The organism is Pseudoalteromonas carrageenovora IAM 12662 (genome assembly GCF_900239935.1).
In the GTDB taxonomy this organism is placed as follows: domain Bacteria; phylum Pseudomonadota; class Gammaproteobacteria; order Enterobacterales; family Alteromonadaceae; genus Pseudoalteromonas; species Pseudoalteromonas carrageenovora.
This window is the reverse complement of sequence record NZ_LT965928.1, coordinates 2,692,272-2,717,506: the sequence shown is the minus strand read 5'-3', so window position 1 is coordinate 2,717,506 and position 25,235 is coordinate 2,692,272. Positions and strand designations below refer to the sequence as shown.

The 25,235-nt window shown below is 43.9% G+C and carries 12 protein-coding genes; 9 read left to right on the top strand and 3 right to left on the bottom strand.

Annotation, left to right across the window (positions count from 1 at the left end):
* Window positions 1-219 precede the first annotated feature (219 nt).
* On the top strand, window positions 220-16,557 hold the full coding sequence (locus ALFOR1_RS12275; RefSeq protein WP_104643128.1) for an Ig-like domain-containing protein: 16,338 nt from the start codon (window positions 220-222) through the stop codon (window positions 16,555-16,557).
* A 404-nt stretch (window positions 16,558-16,961) separates the two neighbouring features.
* Here ALFOR1_RS12275 and flgN read toward each other — a convergent pair whose 3' ends face one another.
* From flgN to flgA, 3 genes are all read right to left on the bottom strand, one after another.
* Window positions 16,962-17,393, bottom strand: coding sequence for a flagellar protein FlgN (gene flgN / locus ALFOR1_RS12270; RefSeq protein WP_058548583.1), 432 nt, complete (start codon window positions 17,391-17,393; stop codon window positions 16,962-16,964).
* Window positions 17,386-17,706, bottom strand: coding sequence for a flagellar biosynthesis anti-sigma factor FlgM (gene flgM, locus ALFOR1_RS12265; RefSeq protein ID WP_104643127.1), 321 nt, complete (start codon window positions 17,704-17,706; stop codon window positions 17,386-17,388). Before flgM ends, flgN begins: the two co-directional genes overlap by 8 nt.
* A gap of 76 nt (window positions 17,707-17,782) precedes the next feature.
* Complete coding sequence (gene flgA / locus ALFOR1_RS12260; protein WP_058548581.1) at window positions 17,783-18,490, bottom strand: flagellar basal body P-ring formation chaperone FlgA; 708 nt, start codon at window positions 18,488-18,490, stop codon at window positions 17,783-17,785.
* Window positions 18,491-18,630: 140 nt separating this feature from the next.
* Here flgA and ALFOR1_RS12255 point away from each other — a divergent pair, with 140 nt between their 5' ends.
* From ALFOR1_RS12255 to flgG, 8 genes are all read left to right on the top strand, one after another.
* Window positions 18,631-19,566 carry a chemotaxis protein gene (locus ALFOR1_RS12255; protein WP_058548580.1) on the top strand — a complete coding sequence of 312 codons (936 nt, stop codon included), beginning with the start codon at window positions 18,631-18,633 and terminating at the stop codon, window positions 19,564-19,566.
* A 17-nt stretch (window positions 19,567-19,583) separates the two neighbouring features.
* Window positions 19,584-20,414 carry a CheR family methyltransferase gene (locus ALFOR1_RS12250; protein ID WP_058548579.1) on the top strand — a complete coding sequence of 277 codons (831 nt, stop codon included), beginning with the start codon at window positions 19,584-19,586 and terminating at the stop codon, window positions 20,412-20,414.
* Window positions 20,415-20,559: 145 nt separating this feature from the next.
* The gene (flgB, locus tag ALFOR1_RS12245; protein ID WP_058548578.1) at window positions 20,560-20,967 is read left to right on the top strand and encodes a flagellar basal body rod protein FlgB; all 408 of its coding nucleotides are present in this window, start codon (window positions 20,560-20,562) and stop codon (window positions 20,965-20,967) included.
* Between the two features lie 5 nt (window positions 20,968-20,972).
* The gene (gene flgC / locus ALFOR1_RS12240; RefSeq protein ID WP_058548577.1) at window positions 20,973-21,404 is read left to right on the top strand and encodes a flagellar basal body rod protein FlgC; all 432 of its coding nucleotides are present in this window, start codon (window positions 20,973-20,975) and stop codon (window positions 21,402-21,404) included.
* A gap of 13 nt (window positions 21,405-21,417) precedes the next feature.
* A complete protein-coding gene (locus ALFOR1_RS12235) occupies window positions 21,418-22,098 on the top strand; it encodes a flagellar hook assembly protein FlgD (RefSeq protein ID WP_058548576.1) in 681 nt (226 codons plus the stop codon).
* Window positions 22,099-22,157: 59 nt separating this feature from the next.
* Window positions 22,158-23,528 (top strand): flagellar hook protein FlgE, encoded by a 1,371-nt coding sequence (gene flgE, locus ALFOR1_RS12230; RefSeq protein ID WP_058548575.1) that lies wholly within the window; start codon window positions 22,158-22,160, stop codon window positions 23,526-23,528.
* Window positions 23,529-23,670: 142 nt separating this feature from the next.
* A complete protein-coding gene (gene flgF / locus ALFOR1_RS12225) occupies window positions 23,671-24,414 on the top strand; it encodes a flagellar basal-body rod protein FlgF (RefSeq protein WP_104643126.1) in 744 nt (247 codons plus the stop codon).
* Between the two features lie 21 nt (window positions 24,415-24,435).
* The gene (flgG, locus tag ALFOR1_RS12220) at window positions 24,436-25,224 is read left to right on the top strand and encodes a flagellar basal-body rod protein FlgG (RefSeq protein ID WP_002959420.1); all 789 of its coding nucleotides are present in this window, start codon (window positions 24,436-24,438) and stop codon (window positions 25,222-25,224) included.
* Window positions 25,225-25,235 lie beyond the last annotated feature (11 nt).

Genomic DNA, 25,235 nt, shown 5'->3' with positions numbered 1-25,235 from the left:
TAAGACCGAAAATACTCCCTTCAATATTTAGTAAAGGAATATCAATTTTGCAAATAATCATTTTGGGTAGCATAAAATAAGTTTTCTACCACTTTTTTGTTGATTATTTTGTTTTGGAATTTATTTGCAAAACCTGTACTTGAGTCCAGTACCTAGATTGATTTTGTGTTCTACCTTTAAGTTATTAGAACGTAATTTAAAAAGTTTGAGGGTACCCAAATGGAAGCAAATCAATTATTAGTAACCGATATTCAGGGCTCTGCGGGTGTAGTTTTAGAAGATGGCTCAATTAAGGCTTTAAACGTAGGTGATTTCATTAATGTGGGAGATTTAGTAGTTACGGCTGTTAAGTCTTCACTACAAATTGATGTACAAGGTGAAACACTTTCTATTCCTGCAAATCAAAAGGTAAAAATAACTCCAGACTTATTAGCAAAAGAAGCCAGAGACTCAAGCGAAACAACTATTTTTGATGAAAGCTTAGATGAGGCCATTGCAAGTTTAGACTTAGGCACTGATCAAGATTCTACAACCTCGGCTAATTCGGATGTAACTGACTTTTTAGATGCCCTAGAGGGTGATGGTGATATTTTAGATAACCTAGAAGCAACAGCCGCTGGTGGCGGTGGCGCTGCTGGTTCTGGCGGTGGTAGCTCGTTTGTGCAGCTTACCCGTATATCTGAAAATGTTGATCCGAACAGTGTGGCGTTTGACTCATCACTTGATCAAAGTACTGCTGAGGCATTTAACTTACGTGACACATCAGACGGGGTAGTACCAGATGATAGCACCGCGTCTATATCGCTAAACGAGTTGGGTATAACCAACTCATCTCAACCTACTATTAGCGGTACTAGTGAAAACCTTATCGGTGAAACTGTTAATATAACGGTGACGGATGAAGATGGTAACTCGCAAGTGGTCACTGCAGTTATTGGTCCAGATGGCACATTTGAAATTACGCTTCCAAACCCAATAGCTGATGGCCCAGTTGATGTTGTTGTTGAGGCAGTAGACCCTGATGGTAATGCGTTTAACGATGCTATTTCTATTGAAATTGATACCACAGCACCTGTTATTAATATTGACCCAGTTGCGGACTCTGCTTCGCAAACGGTTACGGTAACAGGCTCTGTTGCGGGTTTAAATACCGGTGATAATGTATCTGTAACGCTTACAGATAGCACAGGTACACAGCAAACTGTTATTACACAAGTTGATGCGCAAGGTAATTGGAGTATTACAACCACGTCGCCGTTAGCAGAGGGCGAGTTTAGCGTTAATGCTGTAGCAGTAGATGCCGCTGGTAACCAAGCGATAGATCAAGCTATTGCAAATGTTGACCTAACAGCACCTGAAATTAGTGTAACGGTTGCAGGAGAGACGAATAATGCAACACCTCCTCTAACCGGTACAACCAGTGGTGTACCAGAAGGCACAGAGGTAACAATAACGGTTACTAATAGCGTAGGAGATGTACAGCTGTTAACTGCCGTTACCGCTGAAGACGGAAGCTGGTCGGTGGATGTTGGAACTGCATTACCTGAGGGCGATTTTACAGTAGATGCGCAAGTAAGTGATAGTGTAGGGAATCAGGCTCTAGCAAGTGATGCTGGTATTATAGATTTGACCGCACCTATTGTTGAAATTAATGCCATTGCAGATACACAAGATACAACGCCTGTAATTACAGGTTCTGCTCAAGATGTGCCAGCAGGCTCAGTGATTACGGTTGTTATCACTGATATTAATGGTCAAACCCAAACGCTTTTAACACAAACTAATGATGACGGTAGTTGGTCTGTCAGTGTATCGACTCCTTTAGCGCAAGGTGAGTTTGATGTAAACGCAACGGTTACAGACAATGCGGGTAACCAAGCGCAAGCTATTGAACAAGGTTTAGTTGACTTAACAAGCCCTGAAATCACCGTTACAGCAATTGCTGATACTAACGATGCTACTCCAACTTTTGTTGGGCGTGTTGACGGTGCGCCAGAGGGCTCAGTAATCACTGTTTTAGTAACAGACAGTGACGGTAATTTACAAACATTGACCACGACACTTGAAGCCGATGGCACATGGAGTGTTGAATCACCAAGCGCAATTCCTGGCGGCGACTTTAATGTTACTGCTACGGTTAGCGATCCTGCTGGAAACGAAGCATCAGCACAAACAAGTGGTGAAGTGACCTTTGCGCCTATTTCAATTCAAATTAACTCGATTGCAGATACAAACGATACCACGCCATTTTTAAGTGGTAATACTGGCAACGTACCTGCAGGGGCCACCATTACACTAACCATTACAGCAAGTGATGGCAGCACATTTACTCTATTAGCGGTAACTCAAGACGATGGCTCGTGGACTGCGCAAGTTACGCAGCCGCTACCAGAAGGTGATTTTACCGTTGTTGCTGCGGTAATTGACGACTCAGGTAATGAAGCGCAAGCAAGTACAGTAGGTAATGTAGATTTAACAGTAAGTATTAACTTTATAATAGATACAAACGATACCACACCAACAATTAGTGGCTCTACACAAGATGTAGATGCCGGGGCGGTAGTTACCGTTACTTTTACAGGCAGCGATGGCGCAACAGAAACCGTACAAGTAACAACTAATGCAGACGGTAGTTGGTCAATAGAAGCCACTGATGAGCTGGTGGAAGGTCAGTTTACTGTGGTTGCAACGGTTACTGACGCGGCAGGTAATACCGCTTCTGCAAGTGAAGTTGGCGAAATAGATTTAACAGATCCTGCAATTACTATAAACCCTATTGAGGATACAAACGACACTACACCAAGCGTTACCGGTAGTGTAGTGGATGTACCACAAGGTACAGAAATAACGCTGGTAATTACCGATAGTAACGGTAATCAACAAACAATTACCGCGGTGACTAATGCTGATGGAAGCTATAGCGCCGATATTGTAAACGAGCTTAGTGAAGGTGATTTTACAGTAACTGCAAGTGTGAGTGATGAAGCGGGTAATAGCAGTACTGCAACTGTTACGGGCACCGTTGATTTAACACCGCCTAGCGTTACCATAGATACTTTAGGCGATGGCAACGATACAACGCCTGCTATTTCAGGTTCAACCCAAGGGTTATCTGCTGGCAGTGTAGTGACGGTTATTGTTACCGATAGTGCAGGTGCTGAACAACAGTTTGTAACTGCAATAAATGGCGATGGCACATGGAATATTGATGTGCCACAAGCGCTGGCTGAAGGTGAGTTTACTGTTGTAGCAAATGTGAGTGATAGCGCGGGGAATACAGCACAAGATTCTCAAGCAGGCAATATTGACCTTACGGCTCCAACAATCAGTGTAAATCCATTTACAGATTCTAACGACACGACCCCTAGCTTTAGTGGCACAACAAGCGAAGTTGAGCCTGGTAGTTTGATCACCGTATTAGTGACAGATTCAAATGGCGATTCACAAACATTAACTGCAGTTGTTGCACAAGATGGCTCTTGGCAAGTAGGCGCAACGGATGAAATTGCTGAAGGTGAGTTTACTATTACAGCCACGGCAACTGACTCAGCAGGTAATGAAGCATCGGCTTCAACTACAGGCATTATTGATACTGCCGCGCCAACGGTTACTGTTGATCCTTTAGGCGATACTAACGATACAACGCCTACAATTTCAGGCACCGCAACAGGTGAGCCAGAAGGCACCGTTGTTACCATTACAGTTACTGATGAAGCTGGTAACCCACAAATCATCACTACTGAAGTGCAAGCCGATGGCACCTTTAGTGTGGATGTACCGAATGAATTAAGCGAAGGTGCATTTACGGTTGAAGTATCGGTTACCGATACTGCGGGGAATGAAACCACTGCAACCACAACCGGCGAAGTGGACACGGCTGCGCCATCAGTAATAATCGACCCAGTTGGCGATACTAACGATACCACACCTACAATTTCAGGCAGTGCAACGGGTGAGCCAGAAGGCACAGTTGTTACCATTACTGTGACTGATGAAGCGGGTAATCCACAGATAATTACTACCGAAGTGCAAGCCGATGGCACCTTTAGTGTGGATGTACCTAACGAATTAAGCGAAGGTGAATTCACCGTTGAAGTATCGGTTACCGATACTGCGGGCAATGAAACGACTTCAACGACCACGGGTGAAGTGGATACTGCTGCGCCATCAGTAATAATTGATTCTGTTGGCGATACTAACGATACCACACCTACAATTTCAGGCACCGCGACGGGTGAGCCAGAAGGCACCGTTGTTACCATTACAGTTACTGATGAAGCGGGTAACCCACAAACTATTACCACTGAAGTGCAAGCCGATGGCACCTTTAGTGTGGATGTACCGAATGAATTAAGCGAAGGTGAATTCACCGTTGAAGTATCGGTTACCGATACTGCGGGCAATGAAACCAACGCAACCACAACCGGCGAAGTGGACACAGCTGCGCCATCAGTAATAATCGACCCAGTTGGCGATACTAACGATACCACACCTACAATTTCAGGCAGTGCAACGGGTGAGCCAGAAGGCACCGTTGTTACCATTACTGTGACTGATGAAGCGGGTAATCCACAGATAATTACTACCGAAGTGCAAGCTGATGGCACCTTTAGTGTGGATGTACCGAATGAATTAAGCGAAGGTGAATTCACCGTTGAAGTATCGGTTACCGATACTGCGGGCAATGAAACGACTTCAACGACCACGGGTGAAGTGGATACTGCTGCGCCATCAGTAATAATTGATTCTGTTGGCGATACTAACGATACCACACCTACAATTTCAGGCAGTGCAACGGGTGAGCCAGAAGGCACCGTTGTTACCATTACTGTGACTGATGAAGCGGGTAACCCACAAATCATCACTACTGAAGTGCAAGCCGATGGCACCTTTAGTGTGGATGTACCGAATGAATTAAGCGAAGGTGAATTCACCGTTGAAGTATCGGTTACCGATACTGCGGGCAATGAAACCACTGCAACCACAACCGGTGAATTGGATACGGCTGCGCCATCAGTAATAATCGACCCTGTTGGCGATACTAACGATACTACGCCTACAATTTCAGGCACGGCGGCAGGTGAGCCAGAAGGTACACTAGTTACGATTACCGTCAATGATGAAGCAGGTAACCCACAAATCATCACTACTGAAGTGCAAGCCGATGGCACCTTTAGTGTGGATGTACCGAATGAATTAAGCGAAGGTGAATTTACGGTCGAGGTATCGGTTACCGATACTGCGGGGAATGAAACCACTGCAACCACAACCGGCGAAGTTGATACCACAGCGCCAATAGTGACTATTAACGCGCTAGGTGATACAAGTGATACAACACCTACCATTTCAGGTACGGTTAGCGGTGAGCCTGCTGGTTCAACTATTACTTTAACTGTGACTGATGCTAATGGTGCTGTTCAAACTATTACGGCACAAGTAATTGCAGATGGAAGTTGGACTGTTGAAGTGCCTGTGGCTTTAGCTGAAGGGAGCTACTCTGTAGATGCAAGTATTAGTGATAGCGCTGGTAATGAAGGCACTGCAAATGCTTCAGGTACAATTGATACAAGCGCGTTGACTATTACCATTAATGTTATTGGTGAAACTAACGACCAAACACCTCAAATAAATGGTGATACTTTTAATGCACAAGCCGGCTCGTCGGTTGAAGTTCAGATCACTGACTCTGCGGGGGCAGTAATCACTTTAACTACAACTGTTGATGAAAACGGGCTATGGAGTGTGACTCCGCCTGCCAATTTGGCTGAGGGCACAATTTTAATTAGTGCAACAGTAACAGACCTAGGTGGTGGAACTGCAAATGCAGAGCTTGATGCTGTAATTGATATTACGCCTCCAACCATACAAGTAAATGAACTAGAAACAAGTAATGATACAACACCGGTTATTTCTGGTAACACAACAGGCGTCGTATCAGGCACAGTTATAAATTTAACAGTTACTGACTCTCAAGGCGTTGTCCGCTCATTTAGCGCAACAACAGATGCCGAAGGTAATTGGAGTGTAGAGCTTTCTCAAGGGCTGGCCTCGGGAGATTACTCTGTAGAAGCTGAAGTGTCTGATGCTGCAGGAAATAGCGCTTCAACTACGGCTACCGGTAACATAGATACATCAGGACCGAGCTTAACCGTTGACTTTGAAGCTGTAACCAACGACTCAACGCCTACTATTTCAGGTACTAGTGATGCAGACGTTGGTACCAGTATCACGGTTGTTATTACAGATGAAAATGGGGTAGAACAAACACTTACCACCACAGTAGATGCAAATGGTAATTGGGAAGTAACGCCTCAAACAGATTTAAATGAAGGTGATAACACCATAGAAGTAAGTGTGTCTGATGAAGCCGGTAATACAACAACAGTTACAGATACAATTACGTTAGACACACAAGCACCCACATTAACCATTCAAACCGTGGGCGATGTAAACGACCTAACACCGACATTACAAGGTACCAGTAACGAAATTGGCGGCACGGTCACACTCACCGTCACCGACAGCGACGGCGCTGTACAAACCATTACCACGACCGTGGGCAGTGATGGCCACTGGGACATTGAGATCCCCAGTGCGCTCGCACAAGGTGACTTTACTGTAAGCGCCAGTATTACCGATGCCGCAGGCAATGAGAGTACAGCAAATAGCAGCGGTAATGTAGATACTATCACCCCGATTGTGAGCGTGGATGCACTGGGCCTTGGCAATGACAGCACGCCAGTGATCAGCGGTACCTCAACAGAGCCAGAAGGCACGGTTGTAAACATTGTCATCACCGACAGTAATGGCGATGAAACACCCATTACCGCCACCGTCGATGCCAACGGCAACTGGCAAGCAACCAGCCCTGAATTACCAGAAGGCAGCTACAGTGTGCAAGCCAGCATTACCGATGCGGCAGGCAATACCGGAGGCGCCGTGCAAGCAGGCACCATTGATAGCCTCGCGCCAACTCTTGTGCTTGATACTGTGGGCGCGACCAACGACAGCACCCCGACAATCAGCGGAAGCACCAATGCGCCAGCGGGCACAGTGATAAACATCAGCGTCAGCGATGGCACCACAACCGAAACCTTCACCGCCACGGTACAAGCCGATGGCAGCTGGTCAGCGGATGTACCAAATGCACTGGTTGATGGTGAGCTGACCATTGAAGCCAGTGTGAGCGACAACGCCGGTAACACTACTACGGTTAGTGAAACCGCCACGCTGAACACCACCGCGCCAAGCATTAGCATTAACACTTTGGTTGATACCAACGACACCACGCCAACCATTAATGGAACAAGTGATGCAGCAGATGGCACCACCATTAGCCTAACGTTTGTAGACAGTTCAGGCGCTGAAACCACCACAACCACCACCGTAACCGGTGGCGTGTGGAGCGTTGATGCGCCGAGTGAATTAGCTGAAGGTGAATACACAGTGACCGCCGAGGTAGACGATGGTCTGGGTAATATCGGCAGCGCCACAGAAACCGGTATTATTGACACCACTATGCCAGCGATTGAAGTGAATGAGCTAGTTGTTACCAATGATACAACCCCAACGATCACCGGCACCGCGAATGCACCGCAAGGCAGCACCGTAACCGTTGAAATCACCGATAGTAATAATGTGACCCATACGGTTACAACGACCCTAGGAGCTAATGGTACGTGGAGTGTGGCTGCCTCACAAGTAGTTGCTGAAGGCAGTTATACCGTAAGTGCAAGCGTAAGCGATGCAGCGGGTAACACAGCGACCGCTACAGGCGCAGGGGAGGTTGATACTATTGCGCCAACGCTTGATTTAACTAGCCCAGGTTCAAGTAATGATGTTACACCGACCCTAAGCGGCACCAGCGATGCGGTTGAAGGCACCGTGATCACCTTTACGGTTATCGATGATTTAGGGGCCCAGCAAACCTTTACCACCACCGTGGATGCGAGCGGCAACTTCTCAGTGGAAGTACCGACGGCACTTGCAGAAGGACCGTACAGCATTGAGGCCAGCATTAGCGATGATGCAGGTAACAGCACTGATATCACCGGCAGCGGTAACATCGATACCACCGCGCCAAGTGTGAGTGTGGATGCACCAGCGCTCACCAACGACAGCTCGCCAACAGTTACGGGCACCAGTGATGCACCAAACAGCACCGTTACGATAACCTTTACCGATGCGGCCAATGCCGTACAAACTATTGATGTACAAACCGATGCGAATGGTAATTGGAGTGCCACCCCAGCGACTGATTTAGCCGAAGGTAACTACAGTGTCAGTGCTAGCATCACGGATGCAGCGGGTAACACGGGCACAGGGACAGACAGCGGTGAAGTGGATGTAACTCCACCGGCTCTTGCCTTTACGCCAACCTTCGAGCTTGGTTTATTGGTTACCCTCAGTGGTACGTCTGACCTGCCAGCAGGCAGTGAAATCACCATCACCGAGCAACTTATTGGCGGGGGAGTCGGTGTAACTTACACCACCACAACCGATGCCAACGGTAATTGGTCTTTGGTGGGGCTTGATGTATCACTACTGGATGTAGGCTCTGTGATTGCCACAGCCACAGATGCAGCAGGGAACACACGCACAATCAGCTCAGATGACTTTGATAACACACCGCCTACGCTTACTGTTGAGGTGGATGCACAAAGCAATAGCAACACGCCTATAATCAGCGGCACAAGTGACGCAGGCGAAGGCGCACAAGTGACGATTGTGGTGACCGACAGTGACGGTAACCCACAAACCATTACCGCCCTTGTTGATGCCAACGGCGAGTGGAGCGCCACACCAGCGACACCACTCAGTGAAGGTGAAAGCACGATTGAAGTGAGCGTACGCGATAGTGTAGGCAACGAAACCACCGTGAGTGAAACCACGACTATCGACACGCAAGCGCCAACGCTTACGATACAAAATGTAGGCGATATAAACGACTTAACCCCGACATTACAAGGCACCAGTAACGAAATTGGCGGCACGGTAACACTCAGAGTGACCGACAGTGATGGCGCTGTGCAAACCATTACCACGACTGTTGGCAGTGATGGGCATTGGGACATTGAAATCCCCAGTGCACTCGCACAAGGTGACTTTACTGTAACGGCCAGTATTACTGATGCCGCAGGCAATGACACCACTGCAAACAGCAGCGGTAATGTAGATACCATCACCCCAGTTGTGAGCGTGGATGCACTGGGACTTGGTAACGACAGCACGCCAGTGATCAGCGGTACCTCAACAGAGCCTGAAGGCACGGTTGTAAACATTGTTATTACCGACAGTAATGGCGATGAAACACCCATTACCGCCACGGTTGATGCCAACGGCAACTGGCAAGCAACCAGCCCAGAATTACCTGAGGGCAGCTACAGTGTGCAAGCCAGTATTACGGATGCGGCAGGCAATACCGGAGGCGCCGTGCAAGCGGGCACCATTGATAGCCTCGCGCCAACTCTTGTGCTTGATACTGTGGGTGCGACCAACGACAGCACCCCGACAATCAGCGGAAGCACCAATGCGCCAGCGGGCACAGTGATAAACATCAGCGTAAGCGATGGCACCACAACCGAAACCTTCACCGCCACAGTACAAGCCGATGGCAGCTGGTCAGCGGATGTGCCGAACGCCTTAAGCGATGGTGAGCTCACCATTGAAGCAAGCGTAAGCGATAACGCCGGTAACACCACCACATTAAGCGAAACCGCGACACTGAATACCACCGCGCCAAGCATTAGCATTAATGCCTTGGTGGATACCAACGACACCACGCCAACCATCAATGGGACAAGTGATGCAGCCGATGGCACCACCATTAGCCTAACGTTTGAAGACAGTGCAGGGAATATTACGACTGTTGATACGACCGTAACGGGTGGTGTATGGAGTGTTGATGCCCCAACGGATTTAGCTGAAGGCGAGTACACGGTTACCGCAGAAGTAGACGATGGCCTAGGGAATATTGGCAGTGCGAGCGAAACCGGTGAGATTGATTTAACCGCACCAAGCCTTGCTATTACCGACAACGGTGTGGGGAATGACACAACACCGACTATCTCGGGCACAAGCGATGCGCCACAAGGCAGTGAAGTCACAATTATAGTGACAGACAGTGCCGGTGCAGCGCAAACCATTACCGCCACAGTGGGCGCAAGTGGCACGTGGTCAGTTCCTGTTACAACAGCCCTTGCTGAAGGTAACTTTACAGTAAGTGCAAGCGTGAGCGATGCCGCGGGTAACGCCGCGACTGCCACAGGCGCAGGGGAAGTGGACACCATTGCGCCAACGCTTGATTTAACCAGCCCAGGTTCAAGTAACGATGTTACACCGACCCTAAGCGGCAGCAGTGATGCGGTTGAAGGCACCGTGATCACCTTTACGGTTATCGATGATTTAGGGGCAGAGCAAACCTTTACCACCACCGTGGATGCGAGCGGCAACTTCTCAGTGGAAGTACCGACGGCACTTGCAGAAGGGCCTTACAGCATTGAGGCCAGCATTAGCGATGATGCAGGTAACAGCACTGATATCACCGGCAGCGGTAACATCGATACGACCGCGCCAAGTGTGAGTGTGGATGCACCAGCGCTCACCAACGACAGCACGCCAACGGTTACGGGCACCAGTGATGCACCAAACAGCACCGTTACGATAACCTTTACGGATGCGGCCAACGCAGTTCAAACCATTGATGTACAAACCGATGCCAGCGGTAACTGGAGTGCCACCCCAGCGACAGACTTAGCAGAAGGGAACTACAGTGTTAGCGCCAGCATCACCGATGCAGCGGGCAACACCGGCACAGGCAGTGATACGGGCGAAGTAGATGTGACGCCACCGACCTTAGAGATCATTCCTTCGTTCTTGCTGGGGAATTTGGTTTCTCTTTCAGGGGATTCTGATTTACCTGAAGGGTCTGTAATTACCATTACTGAGTATTTAGTTGACGGCTTGGTAGGCGCGACTTACACAGCTACAACAAATGCTGATGGCACATGGGGGCTTGCAAATATAACAGTACCTCTACTTAACCTTGCCTATGTTACAGCTAGTGCAAGTGATGCCGCTGGTAACGTTGTTACTGTTAACTCGCTTGATTTTGATAACGAAGCACCTGCGCTCACTGTGACTGTTGATGCCTTATCGAACGATGCTACGCCTATAGTTTCTGGTGTCACTGATATGGAAGCGGGTACAGAGATAAAACTTACCGTTGTAGATAGTGCAGGGCAGAGTCAAGAGTTTACGGCTATTGCTCAAGCAAATGGCGGTTGGTCTGTTGAAGTACCAACCGAACTTTCGCAAGGTCAGTACACTGTAACTGCGGAGGTAAGAGACGACGTTGGTAATTTAACTACTGAGCAAGCACAAGGTGAAATAGACAGTATTGCACCAACCCTTAGTGTTAATCCTATTGATACTACAGTAGATACGACGCCAATTATTTCAGGCACCAGTGATGCAATTGGTGCTGATGTAATTATTAGTATTGATGGACAAACGTTCTTTGCTGTAGTTGGTGCAGAGGGGAACTGGCAAGTAGAAGTACCTACGGCACTTACTGATGGGAGCTATACAGCGCAAATAAATGTTGCCGATGAAGCTAATAACATCACTAACACAACAATAGATCTAACTATTGATACTCAAGTTCCAGTTGTAGTACTAGCTGATATCACAGTATTTAATACAGATACCCCAGTTATAAGCGGCACATCAACAGAGCCTACTGGCACAAATGTAGATATTGTTATTACAGATAGTAATGGTGATACCCACACGCTATTAGCAACGGTTGATGCAAGTGGAAACTGGCAAGCTACGGCACCAAGTTTACCTGATGGTAATTACGATGTTGTAGTAAGTATTACTGATGATGCTGGCAATACAGGCTCTGATTCTGCGTCAAGTTTTGTTGATACCCAAGCGCCTAATATTACTATTGATGCCCTAGGTACAATTAATAACAGTACGCCTACTATTTCAGGTACATCTAATGAGGTTGAAGGTACTACAATCACCGTCACAATTACTGATGGTGATAGCGTTGATACATATACAACAACTGTTGCTGCCAACGGAGGATGGAGCTTTGATGTAACGACCCCATTAACTGATGGACAAGTGACAGTTTCAGCAAGTATTACTGATACGGCAGGAAACACTTCATCAGCAGAGGCGACTGCAACGCTTAATACTAATGCGCCTACTATTAATATAAACACCATTGTTGATACGAACGATCAAACCCCAACACTTTCGGGTACAAGCAGTGCGGCTGATGGCACTGAAATTACAGTAGTTATAACGGATATTAATAATGTTTCACACACAGTTACTACTAATGTGCTAAGCGGTGCTTGGAGTGTAGATGCGACAGATATACTTCCTGAGGGAGAGTTTACTGTTACTGCAAGTGTTACTGAAGATGGCTTAACAAGTAACGCTACGAGTAGTGGTGTTATCGATTTAACAGCACCAGCACTAAGTATCAATACGCTTATTACAGCAAACGATACAACCCCTACCATTTCGGGCACAACAACGGCACCGCAAGGCGCAATAGTTGTTATTTTAATTACTGATAGCTTAGGGGCTGAGCAAACAGTTAATGCCACAGTGGGAGCCAATGGCACTTGGTCAGTTGCTGCACCTATTGCGCTTAGTGAAGGGGTATTTAGTGTAAATGCATCAACAACAGATACCGCAGGCAACCCTGTAAGTACGATCGCAACAGGTACGCTTGATATAACAGCACCAATAGTAACTATTAACGATATTGTTGGAAGTAGCGATTTAACCCCAAGTGTTTCAGGTACTGTTACTGGAGCAACAGTAGGCGATAGCGTTGTTGTCGTATTTATTGATGCACAAGGTAACGAGCACTCTGTAAACACAACAGTGCAAGCCGGTGGTACATGGACAGTAGAGGCCAGTAATAGCCTTTCACAAGGAGATTATTCTGTTGAGGTGTTTATTACCGATAATGCAGGAAATACCGGTGATTCACTTGTAAGCGCGACCATAGATAGCATTGCACCAGAGATTAGTATTGATCAAAGCTCACTGGTACTAACACAAGACAACACACCTCTGATTTCGGGCACATCAAACGAGGCCAACACTAATGTGATTGTTACCTTTACTGATTCTGCAGGAGCTTCTCATCAAATGACCGTTCAAACCGATGCTAATGGAGACTGGCAAGCGGCTGCTGATAATATTTTGGCTGACGGTGTTTACAGTGTAAGTGCAACTATTAGCGATGTTGCAGGCAATACTTCTACAGATAGTAAAACAGGTGGTGAGGTTGATACAGTAGGACCAGAACTAACAATTGTGCCTTCGTTCTTATTAGGTCAGTTGATTTCTTTATCTGGTACATCCGATTTGGGCGAAGGTAAAACCGTTACGGTTACTCTAGAGCTTGCAGGTGACTTACTTGATTTAACATACGATGTAACCACAGATGCAAATGGTGATTGGGAGTTAGTGGGTTTAGCAGTGAACGTAGTAGGATTATCGGTTGTTGAAGCTTCTGCAACTGACGATGCTGGTAATACAACCACTATAACTACGGCTGATGTAGATGCCTCAACCCCATTACTAAATGCGGTGGTTGACTTTGTTACTGGTGAGGGGGACTTACCAATAATTAGTGGGTCAACAGACCAAGCACCTGGTACTGAAGTATTAGTTGAAGTGATTGATAGCGATAACGTAGTACAAGAACTCGTTGCAATAGTACAAGCCGATCAATCATGGGCTGTACAAGTGCCTCAGTCTCTTGCTGAAGGCTTATTTAGTGTAACCGTTAATGTGCTTAGTGAGGTTGGTATTACTGCAACACAATTAATCACAGATGTTGTAGATACCATATCGCCAACATTAGTCTTAGATGTTATTGGGTCAACATCTGATTCATCGCCAATAATTCAAGGTGCCAGTGATTTAATTAATGGTGTAGTAGAAATACAATTAGATGGCGGGACTGTACTAACGACTACTGTCGATGCTCTAGGGTTGTTCACACTACAACTAGATGCATTATCTGAAGGCCAGCACGTTGCTAATGTTAGTATTACAGATGAGTCGGGCAATGTAGTAACGCAAACGCTCGAGTTTGTAGTTGATACGCTAGTGCCTGTGGTAGACATTTTACCATTGAGCATTAGCAACACTGATATATTAACAATTTCAGGTTCATCAGAAGAAGCACCAGGTACAGATATTGACGTAACAGTGGTTGATAGTAACGGCAACGCAACAGTATTTGATGCCCTTGTTGGTAGCGATGGCACGTGGTCTTTAGTAACTACTAGCCTACCCGATGGTGTATATAGCGTATTTGCAGGCATTACTGATGCTGCAGGCAACGTAGGCCAGTCTGTTACTGAGCAAGTGACCATTGATACTATACCGCCAGCGCTAGGAATAGATGCCTTTGGTGTACTTAACACGCTAACGCCAACTATTACAGGCACCAGTGACGAAGAGGCTGGTAGCTTAATTACGGTTAATATTACAGACTCTACAAGTACGCTTTATGAAGTTACCACAACGGTATTAGGCGATGGAACATGGCTTATTGTTACTCCGGCTCTAGCTGAAGGTGATTTAACCGTTGAGGCTATTAGTATTGATGATGCAGGAAATATAGCAACAGTGACACAAACGGGCACTGTTAGCACTACTTTACCGGGCCTATTAATCAACCCAATAATAGACACAAGCGATACAACCCCTACTATTAATGGTACTACCGATGTATTAAATGGTGATGTAGAAGTTGTAATAACCGATAGTAGTGGTACAGCAACTACTTACAACACACAGGCTATTGCGGGAGTGTGGGCGTTAACACCTAGCGTTCCATTAGCTGAAGGTGCCTTTACAGTGGATGCAACTGTAGAAAACTCAGGGCTTACCAGTACTACAAGTCTAGGTGGTATTGTTGATTTAACACCGCCAACAATTGAAGTTGACCAGTTAGCAGTTACTAACAATCCACTACCTACGATTACAGGTACAAGTGATGCACCAGCAGGTACAACGCTGAGTGTGATTATTACTGATGCTAATAACGACTCACAAACTATTACTGCCCAAGTTGCAGGAAATGGCATATGGACAGTAACAGCGACTACAGCACTGAGTGAAGGTAGCTTTAGTGCAACAGCATCAATAAGCGACGCTGCAGGTAACTCTTCAAGCGATACAATGATATCAAGCACAGACTACACTGCACCAACTGTAGTCATAGATCCAATTGTGGTAGGTCAAGATACTACGCCTACTGTTACAGGGTCAGTAACTGGAAGCTTTGCGGGGGCTTCAGTTATGGTGATGTTTACTGACGCACTAGGTGAAACACACAATGTTTCGACAACAGTAAACACAGACGGGTCGTGGAGTGTTACAGCTTCGCAGCCTCTTAGTGAAGGGAACTACAGCGTTGATGTAAGCGTACTTGATAATGCAGGTAATATTGGCGAGCAATCAATAAGCAGCATAGTTGATTCAGGCATAGTAATTAACTCTGGTTTAGAATTAACAGCCGATAGCACACCTAAGCTCACCGGTACCGCAGGAGCAAATGAAGATATTACCGTAAGCTTCATAGATGAAAGCGGTACTGTTGTAACCAAGGATACAACAGCGGGTGAGACAGGTGTATGGAGCGTATCACCAGACAACGCTTTACTCGATGGAACATACACTGTAACGGCTACCGCTACTGATGAATCTGGAAATGTTACTTCAAGTGGAAGCTTATCTGGATTGGTTGTTGATACTACGCCAATAAGTTTTCAGGTCAGTTACTATCATGGATTGCTAGGCTTAGGCCTGACGGCTTTTGGTACCGTAGAAGAGGGGAGTAGTGTATACGTAGTGGGGAATAACTTGCTTGGTCTTGATGTGCTAAATATTAACCTTAATGTATTAGAAAGTTCTACAGAGGTTCAATCGGATGCGAATGGTGAGTGGAGTCACTTATTGTCTGTACTCGATTTAGGTTCTTGGAGCGACTATCGTTTTATCACCATTGATGAAGCCGGTAACTACTTAGTTAAAGATTTATACAATAATGTTATTGACCAAGGATATAACTCCGAGTTAGTTTCAGATGAAAATAATTTGAGTACAGCTGAAAGTACATTCGGATTAGGGGATAGTATTGCAGAATCATTTAGCGAAGATTCAGCTTTAGGCGATACAACCCCGAATGAAGTTTCAAGCAACAACGTATTAAGCACTGAATCGATTGATTTAGGTAACTTGAGTAGCCTATCAACACCTGAGCAAACGGTGCAAATGAGTTCGGCGGAGCCGCTTAATATTGATGATGTGCTCATTAACGAAGATGCAGAGCAGCTTATAGCGCTAAATACACTGGTTGAAGACGAAGGCTCTGCGATTGCTTATAGCCCAGCACAAAGCGGAGGAAGTATTGATGAAGCAGCGCCAGCGGTTGATGTACAAAATCAGTCAGAGGAGATGATTAAGCACTTAATCGAAAATGGTAATAACCAAACAGACATTTAAATAAATTGCCCATCTCAGTTTAGTATTGAGATGGGCTATAAAATGTACTTAATCTAATGTTTGATAAAGCGATTTATTTATACCAACTCCATTAAATATGTGTTCTAAATTTCACGCCGAAAAACAATTCAGTTCAAGGCGTAAATTGATGTAAGTGGTTGTTCCCTTTACGAAATTTACAACAAAGAAATGGGTTGTTTTAGCAAGTAAAATAGAACAGCTATTTATTGGCGTTGGTATTATAGGTTCAAAGTGATTGTAAGTATGTTAGTACGGAAGGTAGCAAGTTCAGATTGGTTTATTATTCAAAGCGCAGCTTACTAAGCTATCTATATTTAAAAGGCCCTTATTGAAAATATTCAATAAGGGCCTTTTAGCAAAATATGGCTATAAATAAAGTATGGTTAGGCTTTTAAGTTACGGACTAACTTGTTATCAGTATTCACTACGCTACCGCCTTGATCGTAAGTCATGCTGGTTGGTGCGCCAATTAAAATCTCTTTAAGTTGTTTAACACTTAAATGAGCTTGGCGAGCTGCATGTGAATTAACTTTATTTTGCTTTTGGCATTGTGCTAATTGTGATTTGACTTGGTCAACAAGCTCATTCACTTCAGGAGAATTCTCATCATTAGCGACAAAAAGTTTGTTTAACTCTTTATCGAGCTTAGTTAGCTTGGTTAAAAAAGGCATTTTTTGTTGGGCAAGCTCTTTTAAACCTTCACCTCTTCGAGATGCTATAACTGTAAGCTCTTCGTTTAACAGCGCGTGTAATGAGTCTAAGCAATCTACTTGCTCATTTAATTTTACGCAAATTAAACCGTTATGATTAGCCATAAACGTTAAACTCAAAATCTGCTAACTTTTTTGTTAGCTTTTCAGCATCAATTTGGTATTTACCTTCGGTAATTGCTTTTTTAAGTTCAGCTACTTTTTCACTGTCAAAACCAGGCGACTGTTGCGCTTTATCTTGCAATGTTTTTAATTGTTGTGCCTGTGGCGTCAAGCTTACAGAATCACTCGCAGCTTTTGGAGATTGCGACTGTGCAGCTTGTGTATTTGCATTATCTTTTTTTAAATCAACTTGTTGTTGCTTTGCGTTTGTAAGCGCATTCGTTTGTTGATTACTACCATTAACTTGACTGACCATAATAATAAACCTGTATATTACCCAACTAATGCCTAGTTATCGGCATATACGTAGGATACTTTAGTATAAATCTAAATTAAATGTTTACTTGAACAGACTCTACACCATCTACTCGAGCATTTAAAATTTTACCTGATTTTTTGTTTTTAATCTGAACCTGTTCGCCTAAAGTACCATCTTCAAGGGCTATGCCCGTGGTTTTAATTCTAAGGCCTCTGAGGTTTGCGTAAATATTAACAGAATCTCCCTTACATACCATGCAAATTTGATTAAGTAGTACTGGCATACCACTTCTAATGTTCCGTTTACTTCTGCTACCAATCAACATATCAGGGTTATCTAAGTATTGGACTCTCACAAAGTGCGAAGGCTTCATTTGTATACTTAAATGTGACTTAGTAATTACTTCACCACGAGCTAGGTTTGCATTCGCAACTACTACTGGGGCCATTTCGACAACTCTTACATGTACGTATTGCGCCCACGCTTGCTCATCTTGGCACTTAGCCTGAATAGTGACCTGCCTATTAAAAGGAGGCTCACTAGCAGACGTTAGCTCAAGGGGGGATTTACAGATGCGATCAGGTATGCGGCTATCAAGTGGTAGGGCACTTAATTGAGTTTTATCACTATCATTTGTGTTTATTTGATTAGCTACGTAACTAACGGCTATCTCTTGTAATAAATCTTTGCTAAACACTTTTGCATGCAAAGGTGTTGCTAAGCAGAGGCTGGCAACAAAATAAAAAACACTGTATCTTCTGACTTTTTTTAACAAACTCATAATGTTTCGACTATGCTTATGGTTTCAAACAGGGTATAAATATTTTGCGTCAAAACTTAGACGCTCCCGCGATGTTATGTAGCTTTATAATTAGAAAGCAATTATCGTTCCGCATTATTTGTTTTCTTTAGGAGATTTGAATGGCAGGCATTTTAGACTCAGTAAACCAACGCACACAGTTGGTTGGGCAGAACCGCCTAGAATTACTTTTATTTAAGCTCAGAGGGCGTCAGCGTTTTGGTATTAACGTATTTAAAGTAAGAGAGGTACTACAATGTCCGCCTCTTACTAGTATGCCTAAATCGAATGCGTACATTCGTGGTGTAGCGCATATTCGTGGCCAAACTATTTCAGTTATAGATTTATCGATGGCTGTAGGCGGGCGTCCAATAGAAAACATTAAAGACAGTTTTATTATCATTGCTGAATATAACCGTTCTGTTCAAGGGTTTTTAGTGGGTGGTGTAGAGCGAATAGTAAATATGAATTGGGAAAAAATAATGCCGCCTCCATCAGGAGCTGGGCGATATTCATATTTAACCGCTGTGACCGAAATCGAAAATGAATTAGTAGAAATTCTTGATGTAGAAAAAATTCTTAACGAAATTTGCCCAGTAAATACAGAAGTGAGCGCTGAAGTAGCTGCCGGTGGTGATATCCAAAAAGATTTAGGCGAGCGTATCGTATTTATTGCTGATGACTCTGCCGTTGCTCGTAACCAAGTAAAGCGTGCTCTTGAACCACTAGGTGTACAAACTGAGCTTGCTAAAAATGGTAAAGAAGCACTAATCAGACTTAAAGAAATAGCCGAGCTTGATTGTAAAAACGATATTACAGAAAGAGTAGGTTTATTAATATCAGATGTTGAAATGCCTGAAATGGACGGCTATACATTAACTGCAGAAATAAAAGCAGATCCAAAATTAGCGCCATTGCACGTTATTTTACACACATCTTTAAGTGGTGTATTTAACCAAGCAATGATCGAAAAAGTAGGCGCAGATGATTTTATTGCTAAATTTAACCCTGATGAATTAGCTACAGCGGTTAAAAAATGGGTTCATAGTGACGAATAATTATAGGTGTTATTAATTTGAATAATAAAGATTTGCAGCAAAGTGAATACGATCAGTTCCGTTCGTTTTTAGAGCAGCAATGTGGCATTGTTTTAGGTGAAAACAAGCAGTATTTAGTTAAAAGCCGACTTGCTCCATTAATGGCTCGATTTAATGTGGAATCTTTATCGCAACTAGTCAGTAAAACACTTGGGCCACATGAGCGGCAATTAAGAGCCGCAGTTGTTGATGCAATGACCACAAACGAAACGTTATGGTTTAGAGATCAATACCCATTTGAGCTTTTACAAAATAGATTATTCCCTGAATTTAAAGATCTAAGGAGGCCATTGAAAATTTGGTCTGCGGCAAGTTCATCAGGGCAAGAGCCATACTCTATTGCTATGTCTGTTGCGGAGTTTCAGGCAAAGCAGCCTGGAGTACTGCGCATGGGAGCGCAAATTACCGGTACTGATATATCTAATACCATGCTCGATATGTGTAAAAATGCAGAGTACGATTCACTTGCGTTAGCAAGAGGTTTGTCTGCAGAGCGTCGTAAAAAGTTCTTCAAAGATAGTGGTAATGGTATGGCTCAAGTTAACGATTCGGTAAAAAAACAAGTTAACTTTAGGCACTTAAACCTACTTGATTCTTATGCACTTATGGGTAAGTTTGATATTATTTTTTGTCGAAATGTACTTATTTATTTTGCACCAGAAGTAAAAGCAAAAATTATTAGTCAATTTGCTCAAGCCTTAAATCCTAAAGGGTATCTATTTTTAGGTGCTTCGGAATCGATGACTGGCTTAAGTAATGAATTTGATATGGTACGGTGCAACCCTGGTATCATTTACCAAAAGAAATAATTAAGTTAATTCCTTCCTTTTTAACGACGCTATTTGCGTCGTTTTTCATTTAAAAACATAGCTCTATAAAAATAACATAACTTCTAAGATTAATGGCTTATTTTTTGCTTTAACTATAGGTAAGTCAATTTTTTGGAGAAAGGTTATGGCTATCAGTTTTGATAAAGCTTTGGGTGTGCATCCGCAAGCCATGTTGATCCGTTCACAGCGAGCAGAGTTACTTGCCACTAATATAGCGAACGCTGATACGCCTGGCTATAAAGCAAAAGATATCGATTTTGCCTCAGCATTAAAAGCGGCAAGGTCAACCCAACAAAGCGGCAATTCAATGGTTACAACAGATGCAAATCACATTGCCGGTGGTACTAGAAGTGTAGGTGGTTCTGAATTATTTCGTATGCCAAATCAAACAGATACAGGTGATGGTAACTCGGTTGATATACAGGTGGAACGAAACTTGTATACACAGAATGCGATGGAGTATCAGGCCAGCTTGCAATTTTTAAGCGGCAGATTTAAAGGTCTGAACAAAGCCCTCGGTAGTCAAGGATAAAAATTATGAGTTTATATAATGTATTTGATATTTCAGCTAGTGGTATGAGCGCACAAAATGTTCGCCTAAATACTACCGCAAGTAATATCTCTAATGCTAATACGATTAGTTCATCTCAAGACCAAACTTACCGAGCGCGCCAGCCTGTATTTGCAGCAGAACTGACTAAAGCGTCAGCATCGGCTAGTAATCCTCAGGGCTCCGCTGTTGGTGTTAAAGTTTTGGGAATTGTTGAAAGTGACAAGCCATTACAGATTGAATATAACCCAAATCACCCGAGCGCGGATGAAAACGGCTATATCTATAAACCCAACGTTAATGTTGTTGAGGAGATGGCAAATATGATCTCAGCCTCTCGCTCTTATCAAACAAACGTGCAAGTTGCAGATGCAGCTAAGCAAATGTTAAGCAAAACGCTGTTACTTGGGCAGCGATAACCGAGGGTAGGTTATGAGTAACGATATTAGTACCAGTTCATCCTATTTAGACTCTATTACTTGGCAAGACACCCAAGTAGCAACAGCTGATGAGGAAAGTGACGCGTTAACGCAAGAAGACTTTTTCTCTTTGTTAACTCAGCAATTATCGTATCAAGATCCCAGTAACCCTGCGGATAATGATCAAATGATTGCACAAATGACTAATTTTACGATGGCGCAAGGCATTACTGATTTAAACACAAACTTTGAATCTTTAGCTTCATCAATGACTTCTAACTCTGCTTTGCAAGCTTCAACACTTGTAGGTAAGCAGGCGCTATTAGAATCTAACAGTTTAGATTTAAACGAAACAGGTGATGCTAAAGGGTCTGCAGTTGCAGAAGCCGCGGTTGATAATTTAAAAATTAAGGTAACTGATGCGTCAGGTCAATTAGTGAAAACAATTGATATGGGCTCTCAGCCTGCTGGAGCGGTTCGTTTTACTTGGGATGGTACCAACGAAGACGGTGAGCGCTTACCTGAAGGTGAATACACTGTATCAGCTGAAGGAAGTACCGACGGTGAATTTTCAAGCTTACCAATAGCGACATTTAAGAACATTGAAAGCGTTAATATAAATGGCTCAAGCGGCATTATTATTAACACTAAAGAAGGCGCGGTTAGACTGACAGATGTTGCAGAAATCGCATAATAAAATTTAGTATTTTTTGCCTGCCAGCAGGCCACATATTTAAAGGTTAGAGGTGAATTATGAGCTTCAATATTGCATTAACCGGCCTTGCTGCCGCACAAAAAGATTTAGACGTAACAGCAAATAATATTGCAAACGTTAATACAACGGGCTTTAAAGAGTCACGTGCTGAGTTTGCTGATGTATATGCATCATCAGTATTTAGTGCAGGTAAAACTAAAAATGGTGATGGTGTACAAACCACTATGGTTGCACAACAGTTTCATCAGGGGTCGTTACAGTTTACTAATAACTCATTAGACTTAGCGATTACGGGTGAAGGTTATTTTGCAATGACTGATGATATTTCATCGCAAGATTTAACATACACACGTGCGGGTGCATTTAAGCTTAACCAAGATAATTTTATGGTAGATGCTAAAGGTAATTATTTACAAGCCTTTCCAGTTGATTCATCAACAGGTGATACTACCTCTGTGAGTTTAAGTACAACTAACCCAGTACAAATTCCGGATTCGTCGGGTTCTCCTCGAGCAACAGAAAATGTATATCTATCTTTTAACTTGGATGCAACTGCAGATCCAACGGGTATAGATTTTGACCCTACATCAAATGGTACGTACAACTCTTCAACATCAACAACTGTATATGATTCATTAGGTGAGCCACATATTTTACAATACTTCTTTGTTAAAGAAGAAGATGCGGCTTCTGGTGGCACAGACAACAGCTGGGAAGTATATGCCACTCTTGATGGTAAAGTAGTTGATGGTACAACGGGCGCAGAACAAACTACAACGCCATATACACCTATCACTACACTAGGTTTCGACTCAAGCGGTTTGCCGTCTACAACAGACGGTGTAGCTAACACGAACTTAACAACGTTTGACGAAATAAACCTACCAGCAGGTGCAGGCACTGGGCTATCTACCATGCTTGATAACGGTGCAACATTTCCTAGCACAGGTATTGAGCTGAACTGGCGTGATGAAAATAACACAGCTGGTCGTATTCCTACTCAGTACTCGAGTGGTTTTGAAGTAAAAGCACTTGATCAAGATGGCTCAACAGTAGGTCGTTTAGCCGGGATCGATATTGGCACCGATGGTAAACTTGTTGCTTCATACAGTAATGGCGATTCAACTTACCTAGGTCAAGTTGCTATGGTTCGCTTCCCTAATTCACAAGGTTTATCGCAAGTAGGCGATACAAGTTGGAAGCAAAGTATTGACTCTGGAGAGCCTGTTGCAGGTGAAGCAGGATCAGGTACTTTTGGTAGTATTAACTCCTCTGCACTTGAGCAATCAAATACAAATTTGACAAACGAACTTGTAGATTTGATTACAGCCCAACGAAATTATCAGGCCAACTCACGTGCGCTTGAAGTTAACTCAACCATTCAGCAAAGCATTTTGCAGATTCGATAAGTTAAATTTAATTCAAATAGGCTGCATTTTTGCAGCCTTTTTTATGATCTCCTGTATAAAACCTTCCTGTTTATTGCGTCAATTTTAATCTGGCATCTATTTTGCATTTATCAACTCAGAGATTTTTATGTGAGTCGATACTATGGACAAAATGGTCTACATTGCCGCCTCTGGCGCTAAGCAAAGCCTGCAGGGGCTTGCGCTCAAAGCCAATAATTTGGCGAATGCAAATACAACTGGCTTTAAAGCTGACTTTGCTCAGGCGCGCTCTATGCAAGCGTTTGGCGAAGGTTTGCCGACACGTGTATTTTCAATGCAAGAGCGCCCAGGCTCAAACATGGTATCGGGTGGCATAATACAAACCGGACGCGATTTAGATATTGCGATGAGCGATAACGCTTGGCTTGCAGTACAGGATGCATCGGGCAACGAAGCTTACACAAAAGTAGGTACGCTTAATATCACAGCGCAAGGCATGTTAGTAACAAGTCATGGTCGTCAAGTAATTGGCGAGGGTGGCCCTGTTATTTTACCTGTACCGGTCGAAAAAATTGGTTTTAGTGAAGATGGTGCCATTCAAGTACGCCCGCAGGGTGCACCGGCTAACTTCTTAGAAGAAGTGGACACGCTAAGAGTTGTAGAAGCTAACAGCTCGCAACTTGAAAAAGGTAACGATGGCTTATTTAGGCCTGTAGCAGGGCAAGCTGTTGACACCTCTGCAAATGTAAAAGTATTAAGTGGTTCGCTTGAAATGTCTAATGTGAACCCTGTTCACGAAATGGTCGACATGATAAGTCACCAGCGTCAATTTGAATTACAAGTAAAACTAATGAAAACAGCTGAAGAAATTGACGAACGTCAAGATCAGCTCATGCGCATAGTTTAACTTTAAAATGAGGGCATAATTATGAATCCAGCATTGTGGATCAGTAAAACAGGGCTAGACGCTCAACAAACCGATATATCGGTTATTTCAAATAACTTAGCGAATGCCAGCACCGTAGGTTACAAAAAAAGCCGCGCTATATTTGAAGATTTACTCTATCAAAATATTAATCAGCCGGGTGGTCGTTCATCGCAAGATACCGAAATGCCGTCAGGTTTAATGTTAGGTGCGGGTGCTAAGGTGGTTGCCAACCAAAAAGAGTTTACTCAAGGTAATATGTTAACTACCGAGAACTCTTTAGATTGGATGATTTCTGGCGAAGGTTTTTTTGAAGTACTTCAGCCAGATGGCAATATTGCCTACTCACGCAATGGCCAATTTACAACTGATGGCGATGGACGAATTGTAACCTCTGGAGCTGGCTACGTAATTCAGCCCGAAATGAATGTACCAGATGACGCACAATCAATAACCGTTTCACAAGATGGCGAAGTGTCGGTACGTGTTGCAGGTCAAGCTGATAACGTGGTTATTGGGCAGTTAACAATTAGTGACTTTATTAATCCATCAGGCCTTGAACCAATTGGGCAAAACCTTTACACCGAGACTGCTGTTAGTGGTGCACCGGTACAAGGTAACCCGGGAGTTGAAGGACTTGGAAGTATTATTCAAGGTTCACTTGAAACATCAAATGTAAATGTAACCGAAGAGCTGGTAAACCTAATTGAAACGCAGCGTATTTACGAGATGAACTCCAAGGTTATCTCGGCCGTTGACGAAATGATGAGTTACATTAATCAACAGCTTTAAAGAGTAAGGGG